The 11600-nt window shown below is 73.6% G+C and carries 12 protein-coding genes; 10 read left to right on the top strand and 2 right to left on the bottom strand.

Features of this window, described 5'->3' with window-relative positions:
* From ACFV4N_RS32005 to ACFV4N_RS31990, 4 genes are all read left to right on the top strand, one after another.
* Positions 1-646: carbohydrate ABC transporter permease (locus ACFV4N_RS32005; protein ID WP_499676370.1), on the top strand; the 646-nt coding region annotated here is incomplete at its 5' end.
* On the top strand, positions 643-1464 hold the full coding sequence (locus ACFV4N_RS32000) for a carbohydrate ABC transporter permease (RefSeq protein ID WP_499676369.1): 822 nt from the start codon (positions 643-645) through the stop codon (positions 1462-1464). The genes ACFV4N_RS32005 and ACFV4N_RS32000, both read left to right, overlap by 4 nt.
* A 12-nt stretch (positions 1465-1476) precedes the next feature.
* Positions 1477-2973: a beta-N-acetylhexosaminidase gene (locus ACFV4N_RS31995; RefSeq protein ID WP_499676368.1), complete on the top strand. Its 1497-nt coding sequence runs from the start codon at positions 1477-1479 to the stop codon at positions 2971-2973.
* 16 nt (positions 2974-2989) lie between these two features.
* Positions 2990-4396 (top strand): cellulose binding domain-containing protein, encoded by a 1407-nt coding sequence (locus tag ACFV4N_RS31990; protein ID WP_499676367.1) that lies wholly within the window; start codon positions 2990-2992, stop codon positions 4394-4396.
* A gap of 43 nt (positions 4397-4439) precedes the next feature.
* Here ACFV4N_RS31990 and ACFV4N_RS31985 read toward each other — a convergent pair whose 3' ends face one another.
* On the bottom strand, positions 4440-4907 hold the full coding sequence (locus ACFV4N_RS31985; RefSeq protein WP_499676366.1) for a ricin-type beta-trefoil lectin domain protein: 468 nt from the start codon (positions 4905-4907) through the stop codon (positions 4440-4442).
* 366 nt (positions 4908-5273) lie between these two features.
* Between ACFV4N_RS31985 and ACFV4N_RS31980 the strand changes: the two genes are divergently transcribed.
* Entirely contained in the window at positions 5274-5780 is a 507-nt protein-coding gene (locus ACFV4N_RS31980) for a hypothetical protein (RefSeq protein WP_499676365.1), read from the top strand.
* Positions 5781-5903: 123 nt separating this feature from the next.
* Here the strand turns inward: ACFV4N_RS31980 and ACFV4N_RS31975 are convergent, their stop codons facing one another.
* Positions 5904-6770, bottom strand: a complete 867-nt coding sequence (locus ACFV4N_RS31975; protein ID WP_499676364.1) for an SDR family oxidoreductase — start codon at positions 6768-6770, stop codon at positions 5904-5906.
* Positions 6771-7073: 303 nt separating this feature from the next.
* On the opposite strand from ACFV4N_RS31975, the gene ACFV4N_RS31970 reads away from it, so the two are divergent.
* The 5 genes from ACFV4N_RS31970 to ACFV4N_RS31950 all read left to right on the top strand — a co-directional run.
* Positions 7074-7481, top strand: a complete 408-nt coding sequence (locus ACFV4N_RS31970) for a YciI family protein (protein ID WP_499676363.1) — start codon at positions 7074-7076, stop codon at positions 7479-7481.
* Positions 7478-8647: an RNA polymerase sigma factor gene (locus tag ACFV4N_RS31965; protein WP_499676362.1), complete on the top strand. Its 1170-nt coding sequence runs from the start codon at positions 7478-7480 to the stop codon at positions 8645-8647. The genes ACFV4N_RS31970 and ACFV4N_RS31965 overlap by 4 nt, the downstream gene beginning before the upstream one ends.
* 66 nt (positions 8648-8713) lie before the next feature.
* On the top strand, positions 8714-9976 hold the full coding sequence (locus ACFV4N_RS31960; protein WP_499676361.1) for an MFS transporter: 1263 nt from the start codon (positions 8714-8716) through the stop codon (positions 9974-9976).
* Complete coding sequence (locus ACFV4N_RS31955) at positions 9973-11367, top strand: pyridoxal phosphate-dependent decarboxylase family protein (protein ID WP_499676360.1); 1395 nt, start codon at positions 9973-9975, stop codon at positions 11365-11367. The genes ACFV4N_RS31960 and ACFV4N_RS31955 overlap by 4 nt, the downstream gene beginning before the upstream one ends.
* A gap of 34 nt (positions 11368-11401) precedes the next feature.
* Positions 11402-11600 (top strand): SDR family NAD(P)-dependent oxidoreductase (locus ACFV4N_RS31950; protein ID WP_499676359.1); only part of this gene is annotated, 199 nt, incomplete at its 3' end.

The raw sequence follows: 11600 nt of genomic DNA, 5'->3' as shown, positions 1-11600 counted from the left end.
CATCATGGTGCTGTCCACGCTGGTGGCCCTGCTGCTGGTGCGGCTGGGCCGGGTGCTGCGCCTGCTGGTGATGTCCGGGCTGGTGCTGGTGTGGGCCACGCCGGTGATCGCGGCGACCACCGTGTTCCAGTGGCTGTTCCAGTCGCGGCTCGGGGTGGTGAACTGGGCGCTGGTGCGGCTCGGGTTCGAGGGCTTCCGCGACTACGCGTGGTTCGCCGACGGGCCCGCCACGTTCGCGATCCTCGTCGTGCTGGTCGTGTGGCAGTCGGTGCCGTTCGCCGCGCTGTCGCTGTACGCCGCGATGGTCACCGTCCCGGCCGAGCTGTACGAGGCGGCGCGGATCGACGGCGCGGGCGCGTGGCGGTCGTTCACCACCATCACCGTCCCCGTGCTGCGCGCGATGTTCGGCCTGATCACCTGCCTGGAGGTGATCTGGGTGGTCAAGGCGTTCGTGCAGATCTGGGTGATCAGCCAGGGCGGGCCGGGCCAGGCCACCACCACGCTGCCGGTCTACGCGTTCCAGGTCGCGCAGTCGTTGCAGCGCTACGACCTCGGCGCGGCCGTGTCGATGCTCATGGTGGTGCTGCTGGTGCTCGCGCTGCTGGCCTACCTCAGGCAGCTCTACCGGCAGGAGGGCGAGGCGTGACCGGTCGGGTGTTGCGGGGCGCGGCGGCGCTGGTCGTGTTCGCGGTGTCGGTGTTCCCCGTGTACTGGATGGTGCTGACCGCCTTCAAGCCGACCCGCGACATCCAGGCCGCCACCCCGGTGTTCCTGCCGCTGTCGGTGACCTTCGAGCACTTCGGCACGGCGGTCGCGGCGCGCGGGTTCTGGTCGTTCTGGCGCAACAGCGCCCTGGTGGCCGGCGGGGCGGTGCTGCTGTCGCTCGTGGTGGCGCTGCTGGCGGCGTTCGCGGTGGCGCGCCTGCGGTGGCCGGGCAGGCGCGGCTTCGTGCTGATGGTGTTCATCGCGCAGATGACGCCGTGGGAGGCGCTGCTCATCCCGGTCTACGTCATCGCCCGCGACACCGGGGCGCTCGACTCGCTGTGGATGCTCACGCTCGTCTACTTCATGATCACGCTGCCGTTCACGATCGTCACCCTGCGCGGGTTCCTCGCCGCGATCCCCGCCGACCTGGAGGAGGCCGCCCTGGTCGACGGCTGCTCGCGCGCCCAGGCGTTCCGGCGGGTGGTGCTCCCGCTGCTCGCGCCGGGCCTGCTGGCGACCTCGCTGTTCGGGTTCATCACCGCCTGGAACGAGTTCGCCTTCGCCAACGTGCTGATCATCAAGGACCAGGACGACCGCACGCTGCCGGTCTGGCTGTCGTCGTTCAGCAACACCTTCGGCACGGACTGGGGCGCCACCATGGCCGCCTCCACCCTGTTCATGCTGCCGGTGCTGCTGGTCTTCCTGGTCCTCCAGGGCCGCGTGACCACCGGCATCGTCGGCGGCGCGGTGAAGGGCTGAGGGGGCTCCCGCGTGATCGTGCCACGTCCGACGAGACTGGTCCGCCGCCGCGGCCGGTTCACCCTCTCCCCCGACACCGCCGTCCGCGCCACCCCCGGCGCGGAGGGCGCGGCCCGGCTGCTGCGCGCGTCGCTGCGGCCGGCCACCGGGCTGCCGCTGCCGCCGCGCGAGGACGGTCGGGTGGTCATCGCGCTCGACGAGCGGCTGGTCGGCCTCGGCGACGAGGGCTACGCGCTGAGCGTCACCGAGCACGCCGTGGTGCTGCGGGCGGCGACCCGGCAGGGGCTGGCGCACGGCGTGCAGACCATCCGGCAGCTGCTGCCGGTCGAGGCCCTGGGTTCGCGGCCCGCGCCGGACGTGGCCTGGACGCTGCCCGGGGTGGACATCCGGGACACGCCGCGCCTGCCGTGGCGCGGGGTGCTGCTGGACGTGGCCCGCCGCTTCCAGCCGGTGGCCGTGCTGCGCCGGTTCGTCGACCTGATGGCGCTGCACAAGCTCAACGTGCTGCACCTGCACCTCACCGACGACCAGGGCTGGCGGGTGCCCGTGCCGCGGTGGCCGCGGCTGACCGAGGTCGGGGCCTGGCGCGCGGAGAGCGACGGCGACGGCGTGCCGCACGGCGGCTGGTACACCCGCGCGGAGCTGGCCGGGCTCGTCGCCCACGCCGCCGAGCGCGGGGTCCGGGTCGTGCCGGAGGTCGAGATGCCGGGCCACGCGCGGGCCGCCCTCGCCGCCTACCCGCACCTGGGCAACGCCCCGGACCGCCGGCTGCCGGTGTGGACGCGGTGGGGCGTCAGCGACGCGGTGTTCGGCGTGCACGACGCCGCCCTGGAGTTCTGCCGGGACGTGCTGGACGAGGTGCTGGACGTGTTCCCCGGGCCGCACGTGCACCTCGGCGGCGACGAGTGCCCGACCACCGAGTGGGAGACCAGCCCCGCCGCCCTGGCCCGGGTCGCCCGCGAGGGCCTGGCCGGGCCGCACGAGCTGCGCGGCTGGTTCCTGCGCCACGTCGCCGAGCACGTGGTGTCGCGCGGGCGGACGCCGGTGTCCTGGGAGCCGGTCGGGCACCCCGGCGCGGTGCTCATGCCGTGGCGGGACGCGGCGGACGCCCGGGCCGCGCTGGACGGCGGGCACGACGTGGTGATGGCGCCGCACCGCTCGACCTACCTGGACTACCCGCAGTCGGCCGGGCCGGACGAGCCCGCCGGGCAGCCCGGCCTGGTGGTGACCGCGCACGACGTCTACCACGTGCCCCTGCCCACCGGCGTCCTCGGCGCCCAGTGCGCGCTGTGGACCGAGTACGTGCCCACCGCGCGTCACCTGGAGCGGCTGGCGTTCCCCCGGCTCGCGGCCCTGGCCGACGCGCTGTGGACCCGGCGCCCCTCGTGGACCGACTTCACCGACCGGATGCGCGGGCACGCCGACCGGCTGACCGCGCTGTCGGTGCCGCACGGATCGCTCACGACCAGGGAGGAGGACGACGACCGCTCCCCTGTTCAACCCTGCTGACTAGAGGAGAACGACCTTGTCCACCCCGTCCACCCCGTCCACGCGCAAGATCGCCGCGGCCGGCGCGGCAGCGGCGGCGGTGAGTGCCCTGGTGACCGGTTTGCTCACCGCACCCGCCGCGCTGGCCGCCGACGCGGTCACCGCCCAGTACCGCACCAGCGCCACCGCCGCCGCGACCGACCAGGTCGAGCCGTGGTTCAAGCTGGTCAACTCGGGCACCACCACCCTGCCCCTCAACGAGTTGAAGATCCGCTACTACTTCACCGCCGACACGCCCTCCGTCGGCTACCGCTTCGCGTGCTCGTGGGCGGTGCGCGGCTGCGGGATCGTGACCGGCACGTTCGGCACGCTGTCCGGCGGGGCCGCCGACCGGTACCTGGAGGTCGGCTTCACCTCGGGCGCGCTGGCGCCCGGGGCCGACACCGGCGACCTGCAACTGCGCTTCTACCGGGCCGACTGGGGGCGGATCACCCAGTCCGACGACTACTCGTTCCGGGCGTCGAGCACCTACTCGGCGTGGTCGCGGGTGACCGTGCACCGGGGCGGGACCCTGCTCTACGGCACCCCGCCGGGCGGTTCGCAGCCCACGACCACCACCACGACCTCGACCACGCCCAACCCCAACGGCCCGGCGCTGTTCGACGACTTCTCCTACACCGGCTCGTCCGACCCCCGGATCGCGCAGCGCGGCTGGACGGTCCGCTCCGGCGGCGGCGGTCCGGGGGTGCCGGGCGCGGAGTGGGACCCGACGCGGGTGACGTTCCCGACCGTGGACGGGCAGCAGTCGATGCGGCTGGAGTCGTGGAACAACGGCTCGGCGGCGCGGCAGACCGAGCTGTACCACCAGCGGAAGTTCTTCGAGGGCACGTACGCGGCGCGGGTGAAGTTCTCCGACGCGCCGGTCTCCGGCCCCGACGGCGACCACGTGGTGCAGACGTTCTTCACCATCACGCCCCTGCGCTCCGACCTCGACCCGGACTACGGGGAGATCGACTTCGAGTACCTCCCCAACGGCGGGTGGGGCGAGCCGTCGAACGTCCTGTACGAGACGACGTGGGAGACCTACCGCAACGAGCCGTGGCTGGCGGACAACACGCACACCGCGCAGCGGCAGAGCTACGCGGGCTGGCACGACCTGGTGGTGCAGGTGGCGGGCGGCCGGGTGAAGTACTTCGTGGACGGCGTGCAGGTGGCCGACCACGGCGACAAGTACTACCCGGAGACGCCGATGTCGATCAACTTCAACCTGTGGTTCATCTCCGGGGGGTTGGTCGGGGCGCCCGGTGAGCGGGCGTACCAGCAGCACGTGGACTGGGTGTACTTCGCCAAGGACCAGGTGCTGAGCCCGGCGCAGGTGACGTCGAAGGTGAGCGGTTACCGGTCCTCGGGCGTGGCGCACGTGGACACGGTGCCGGCGGCGTGAGCCGCGTTCCCCGGTCCGCCCTCGGGCGGACCGGGGAGCCCATTCAGCCGGTCCAGTACCACCACTGGTTGGCGGGCAGGGTGTTGGTGTCGTTGTGCAGGCTCACCTTCCCGGACCAGTCCGTCACGAGGTGACCTCCGGTATTCACGCTCCAGATGAAACCGTCGTACGCGACCCAGCGGAACTCGACCACGGAACCGTCACAAGGCGCGCTGAGAACTGTCGTGAAGTCGACCTGCTTCAAACAGCGTCCGGTCGCCTCGTTCTTCAGGAGGGCGGTCCCCGGGTAGGCGTCGAGAAAACCGAACTGCCACCTCTGCGGCCCGTTGCAACCACCCCAGGAGTACACGCCCTGGCTCCAATCGGTCGCCAAGCACCAGTTGGTGGCATGATTCCGCAGATAACGCAGGGGTCCATACGAGTCCGCCCACGCCTGACCGGAGCCCGCAACAACCGTCGCGACAAAAACCACGACGGCCGCCACAAGCCTTACTGCGGTTCGGCGCAGCATGCCCCTTGGTGTGGCATACACTTCCCCACCCCCTCGTTCCCCTGGTCGCACACGTGGGTAGATGGTCGAACCCGCACTCCGCCGGCGCACCGCAGAATTGCGGAAGTGACCTGACGGCGGCACCGGCCGCACATCGTCCCCGGCCGCTCCCGGGTCTCGTGCACCCGCCGTTCCGCCATGCGGGCAACTCGGTGCCGTCGACTCGAAATTCTCTTCGGATCAGAATTCCACACTCACGAAGGGCTCCCACCGGGCCGACACCGCGAGCGGTGCCGGAATCTCGACCCATTCGGCCGTAGAAGCCCCGGCGTACCCGTCAATAGGCTCGCCGACGACGAGCAGCCCGGTCCTAGTCCAGGAGAACGCATGGCTTCTTCGACGTTCGCTGGCCGATTAGCCGGAAGAACCGCGGTCGGCGCACTGCTCCTGGTGGCTGGTCTGGCGGGGGTACCGGCATCGGCGCAACCCGGCGCGCCGGTCTGCGTCGATCTCGGCGCGGCTCTCGCCTGCGCCGCTCCTGGCGTGAACGCGGGGAGCGTGACGACCGACTACTACGATCCCTCGACCGGCGCCTACATGGGCTGGACGCGGGTAACCACCTACTCCAACACGAGGAACAAGCTGCTGCAGGCGTGCGACTCACGCAGCGACAGCATGTCTCCCGCGCTGTGGATCGACCCGTTGGGCGCAGGGCCGCCCGACACCCTTCTGTACTTCGATCCGGACGGCAACGGCGGCGAGTGCCTCAACCGCACCATTGGCTACGACGTGCGCAAGTGGTCACCCGCGATCGAACAAGGTGGGCAGTCGATCACCGAACCCGACTGGCGACTCCATCCTTTCCCGCCGTGCCCGCCGTGCACACCCGCATGACCTCTCCCGAACCCCGGTCGAGGGCGGTGGCACCGAACCCCGGCACAGCCGTTGCCTCCACCTGCGGCCCGATCACGCCGGGCCGCTTGCCGCGGGTGAGCGCCGTGGTCTGCGTTCCACCCGTCACCCCGCCTTCCGCAGCACCTCCGCCAGCGGCGTGGCCGGGTGGCCGGTGAGGCGTTCGACGTGGTCGGTGACGCCGGCCAGTTCGCCGTTGGCGATGGCGGTGTAGGTGGAGACCCACGCGTCCAGTTGCCAGTCCGGGGCGCCGTAGGAGGCGCGGGAGCGGTAGGCCTCCGCCACGGTCTCCCGGTGGTAGGTGGTGGTGCGGCCGGTGACCTCGGTGATGATCCCGGCGATCTCGTCGAGGGTCAGCGCCTCGGGGCCGGTGAGGTCGTAGGTCGCGCCCGCGTGGTCGGCGGCCGCCAGCAGGACGGCGGTGGCCGCGTCGGCGATGTCGTCCTGGGCCACCACGGCGGCCTTGCCTTGGCCCGCCGGGCCTCGGATCGCGCCGTCCTCGCCGACCAGGTGCGGGGTGAAGTCGGCGTAGAGGTTGTCGCGCAGGAAGGTGTGCGCGAGGCCGGTGGCGCGGATGTGCTCCTCGGTGGCGTGGTGGTCGCGGGCGAGGGTGAAGGTGGCGTCGGGGGCCGCACCGCAGAAGGAGATGTAGACCAGGTGGGTGACGCCCGCTTCGGCGGCGGCGTCGACGAACGCCTTGTGCTGGTCCACGCGGTCCCGGGTTTCCGAGGCGGAGACCATGAGGACGCGGTCCACGCCGGTGAGGGCGGTGCGCACGGCGTCGCGGTCGGCGAAGGGGGCCACGGCGGCGGTCGCGCCGGGCAGTTTCGGCGCGCGGGCCGGGTCGCGGACGAGCAGCCGCTGGGGCACGCCGGCGGCGGCCAGTCGGTGGGCGACGCGCCCGCCGAGGTGGCCGGTGGCTCCGGTGACCGCCACGGCGGGGGTGGAGGCGGGGTGGTGCGGGTCGGTCACGGTGGTTCCCTCCGGGTGGCGGGGCGGTGCGCGTGGATCATGTCGCGCCCGCGGCCGGCCCGCGAGTCCGAGGGATCCGGGTGTCGGGCCGGGACGGGGTCCGAAAGCCTTTTCGGCAAGCCCTGCCAGGGCGTTGTCGAACGGCTCGGCGCGCGCGATTCGACGCGCGCAGCCCGTTCGACCCGACCGCGGGAAAATTCGCGGGAAAATTCTCCGCGGGCGATGTCGAGAACCCCGGACCGGCTCCGTCCCCGCCGTGAACGCGGACCACAATGGGGCGCGACGGCACCGAGGAGAGACACCATGGCCAAGTACCTGCTGCTCAAGCACTACCGCGGCGCTCCGGCGGCGGTCAACGACGTGCCGATGGAGCGGTGGACGCCGGAGGAGATCACGGCCCACGTGCGGTACATGAACGACTTCGCCGCCCGGCTGGAGCGGACCGGCGAGTTCGTCGACGGCCAGGCCCTCGCGCCCGAGGGCACGTTCGTCCGGTACGACGGCGAGGGCCGGCCGCCCGTCACCGACGGCCCGTTCCCCGAGACCAAGGACCTCATCGCCGGCTGGATGGTGATCGACGTCGACAGCTACGAGCGCGCGGTCGAGCTGGCCGGCGAGCTGTCGGCCGCGCCCGGGGCGGGCGGGAAGCCGATCCACGAGTGGCTGGAGCTCCGCCCGTTCCTGACCGCGCAGCACACGATCACCGAATGACCGCTCGACTGGACGAGGCCCTGCTCCGGGGCCTCACGCCGAACGTCCTCGGGATCCTCGTCCGCCGCGGGGCCGACTTCGCGGCGGCCGAGGACGCCGTGCAGGACGCGCTGGTCGAGGCGGTCCGCACCTGGCCCGCCGACCCGCCCCGGGACCCGAAGGGCTGGCTGGTCACCGTGGCCTGGCGCCGGTTCCTCGACTCGACCAGGGCCGACGCCTCCCGCCGGCGGCGCGAGGACCAGGTCGACGAGGAGCCGGCGCCCGGGCCGACCCCCGCCGTGGACGACACGCTCCAGCTCTACTTCCTGTGCGCCCACCCGTCGCTGACGCCGTCGTCGGCGGTCGCGCTCACGCTGCGCGCCGTCGGCGGGCTGACCACCCGCCAGATCGCCCAGGCATACCTGGTGCCCGAGGCGACCATGGCGCAGCGCATCAGCCGGGCCAAGCGCACCGTCTCCGGCGTGCGGTTCGACCAGCCGGGCGACGTGTCCACCGTGCTGCGCGTCCTCTACCTGGTGTTCAACGAGGGCTACTCCGGCGACGTCGACCTCGCGGTCGAGGCCATCCGGCTCACCCGGCAGCTCGCGGCCTCGATCGACCACCCGGAGGTGGCGGGGCTGCTCGCCCTCATGCTGCTCCACCACGCCCGGCGCGCCGCCCGGACCTCTCCCGACGGGGACCTGGTGCCGCTCGCCGAGCAGGACCGCGGCCGGTGGGACACCGGGATGATCGCCGAGGGCGTCGACGTCCTCCAGGCGGCCCTGGCCCGGGACCGGCTCGGCGAGTTCCAGGCCCAGGCCGCCATCGCGGCGCTGCACGCCGACGCGCCCACCGCCGAGGAGACCGACTGGGTGCAGATCGTCGAGTGGTACGACGAGCTGCTGCTCCTGGTCGACAGCCCGGTCGTCCGGCTCAACCGCGCGGTGGCCGTGGGCGAGGCCGACGGCCCGCGCGCGGGCCTGGCGGCGCTCGCGGGGCTGGACGCCTCGCTGCCCCGCCACGCCGCGGTGTCGGCGTACCTCCACGAGCGGGACGGCGACCTGGCGACGGCGGCGCGGCTGTACGCGGAGGCGGCCCACAAGGCGCCCAACCTCGCCGAGCGCGCCCACCTGACGCGCCAGGCCGCCCGGCTCAACGCCCGCTGCCGGGCCCCTGACGGTCCGTAGGCGCGGCGCCACCGCCCGAACCGTCCCTGGCACCCGGCGGACCAGGAATGCGAAGATCTTCCGCCTATGCCGAAGATCACCCACGGGGTTCGGGCGGGCTACGCGGCCGGGTCGTTCGTCACCGGCGCGTTCGGCACCGTGCCCGGCCTGCTCCTGCTGCCCTACCTGACCGACGGCCTGGCCGTGCCCGCCGCGGTCGCCGGGCTGCTGGTGCTCGTGCCGAAGGCGTGGGACGTGCTGTTCAACCCCGTGGCGGGCCGCGTCAGCGACCGGGCGGGCGTGCGGCGGCCGTTCCTGCTGCGCGGCGGCCTGGCCACGGCGGTGCTGTTCGCGCTGCTGTTCGCCGGGCCGTTCAGCGGGGCCGGTGCGGCGGTGTACGTGGCGCTGGTGTTCCTGGCCTGCGCGACGGCGTACGCGTTCTTCCAGGTCCCGTACGTGGCCATGGCCGCGGAGATCACCGGGGACTACGACGAGCGCACCCGCCTGATGGCGTGGCGGATGGCGTTCCTGGCGCTGGCGATCCTGCTCAGCGGAGCCGGCGCGCCCGCGGTGCGCGACCTCGTCGGGTACCCGGGCATGGGCGTGGCGGTCGCGGCGGTGATGGTGCTGGGCACCCTGGTGGTCTTCGCCGGCACGCGCGGCGTGCCCGCGGCCCGGCGGGTGCCCACCGCCGCGTCGCCGCGCGAGCTGCTCGCGGCGGTGCGCGGGTCGCGGTCGTTCCGGTCGCTGCTGGCGGTGTTCGTGGTGCAGGCCGTGGGGCTGGGCACGATGCTCGCGGGCGTCGACTACTTCGCCCGGCTGGTGCTGGGCGACCGGTCGTGGCAGCCCGCGCTGTTCGCCGGGTTCGTCGGGCCCGCGCTGCTGGTCATGCCGCTGTGGCAGCGGGTCGGGCGGCGGCGCGGCAAGCGGTTCGGCCTGGTGGCGGCGTCCCTGCTGTTCGCGGTGGCCGTGGTGGGGCTGCTGGCCTCGCCGGTGCTGCCGGTCGGTGCGGTGCTCGCGCTGATGGCGGTGGTCGGCGTCGGGTACGCGGGCATGCAGGTGTTCCCGCTGGCCATGCTGCCGGACGTGATCAGCGCCGAGGAGGAGCGGGTCGGCGCGACGCGCGCGGGCCTGTTCTCCGGCGTGTGGACGGCCGGCGAGACGCTCGGCCTGGCGCTGGGCCCCGGCGTGTACGGGCTGGTGCTGGCGCTGGGCGGGTACGTCGCGAGCACCGACGGCTCGGCCGCGCAGTCCCCCGGCGCGGTGACCGCCGCGCTGCTCGGGTTCACCGCCGTGCCCGCGGTGCTGGCGGTGGTGGCCCTGCCCCTGTTGCGGAAGGAGAACCGATGACCGACGTCCTGGCCGAGCTGCGGGCGCTGCGGGCGGGCGACCTGCCCACGCACGGCGGGCGCACGCTGGCCTACGTCTACGACAGCGCGCTGCCGGGCCTGGACGAGCTGGCGGCGTCCGCGCACGCGGTGGCGGCGTCGGTGAACGGGCTCGACCCGACCGCGTTCCCGAGCCTGCTGCGGCTGGAGAACGACGTGGTGCGCACCGCGGCCCGGCTGCTGGGCGGCACCGAGGGGACCGTCGGCACGGTCACCTCGGGCGGCACCGAGTCGTGCCTGCTGGCGGTGGTCGCGGCGCGGGACTCGCGGCCGGGCGTCGACTCGCCGTCGATGGTGCTGCCCGAGACCGCGCACGCGGCCTTCCACAAGGCGGCGCACTACTTCGGGGTGCGGGCGGTGCCCGTGCCGGTGGACCCGGTGACGTTCCGGGCCGACCCGGCCGCGGTGGCGGCGGCGATCGACGACTCCACGGTGCTGGTGGTGGCCAGCGCGCCGTCCTACGCGCACGGCGTGGTCGACCCGGTGGCCGAGATCGCGGCGGCGGCCGCCGGGCGCGGGGTGCGGTGCCACGTGGACGCGTGCATCGGCGGGTGGGTGCTGCCGCACGCCGACGGGGTGGCGCCGTTCGACTTCTCGGTGCCCGGCGTCACCAGCATCTCGGTGGACCTGCACAAGTACGCGTACTGCCCGAAGGGCACGTCGGTGCTGCTGCACGCCCGCGCCGACCTGCGCCGCGCGCAGTACTTCGCCAGCGCCGCCTGGCCCGGTTACACGATGCTGAACCCCACCACGCAGTCCACGCGATCGGGTGGTCCCCTGGCCGCCGCCTGGGCGGTGCTGCGCCACATCGGTGACGACGGGTACCGGGAGCTGGCGCGGCGGGCGCTGGAGAGCACCCGGGTGCTGCGCGCCGGGATCGAGGAGGTCGACGGGCTCCGGGTGCTCGGCTCGCCGGAGGCCACGCTGCTGGCGGTGGCCGCCGACCGGGACGACTTCGACGTGTTCACCGTGGCCGACGAGATGAAGGCGCGGAACTGGTACGTGCAGCCGCAGTTCGCCTTCGGCCCCTCCCCCGCCAACCTGCACCTGACCGTGACCGCCGCCAACGCCGGGCACGAGCGGGAGCTGCTGGACGACCTGCGCGACTCGGTGGCGGCGGCGGTCGGGGCCGGGCCCGTGGAGGTGGCGCCGGAGGTGCTGGGGTTCATCGGCTCGCTCGACCCCGACGCGCTGACCCCGGCCGAGTTCTCCGGGCTGCTCGCGGCGGCCGGGATGGGCGGCGAGGGCGTGCTGCCGGAGCGGATGGCGACGGTGAACGCGCTGCTCGCGGCGGCGTCGCCGGCGTTGCGCGAGCGGCTGCTCGTGGAGTTCCTGGGCGCGCTCTACTCCTGAGGCGCCGTTGGACCGTTTGCGCGATCATGGGGACGTGCACCTCGATCTGAGCGGGAAGACGGCGCTGGTCACCGGTTCGACGCAGGGCATCGGCGAGGCCATCGCGGTGGGCCTGGCGCGGGCCGGCGCGCGGACGGCGGTCAACGGGCGCAGGCCGGGCGCGGTGGACGAGGCGGTGGCGCGGCTGCGGGAGGCCGTGCCGGGCGCCGACGTGGTGGCCGCGCCCGGCGACG

The organism is Actinosynnema sp. NPDC059797 (assembly GCF_042732085.1).
Classification (GTDB): Bacteria; Actinomycetota; Actinomycetes; order Mycobacteriales; family Pseudonocardiaceae; genus Actinosynnema.
This window is presented reverse-complemented; position numbering and strand designations above follow the sequence as displayed.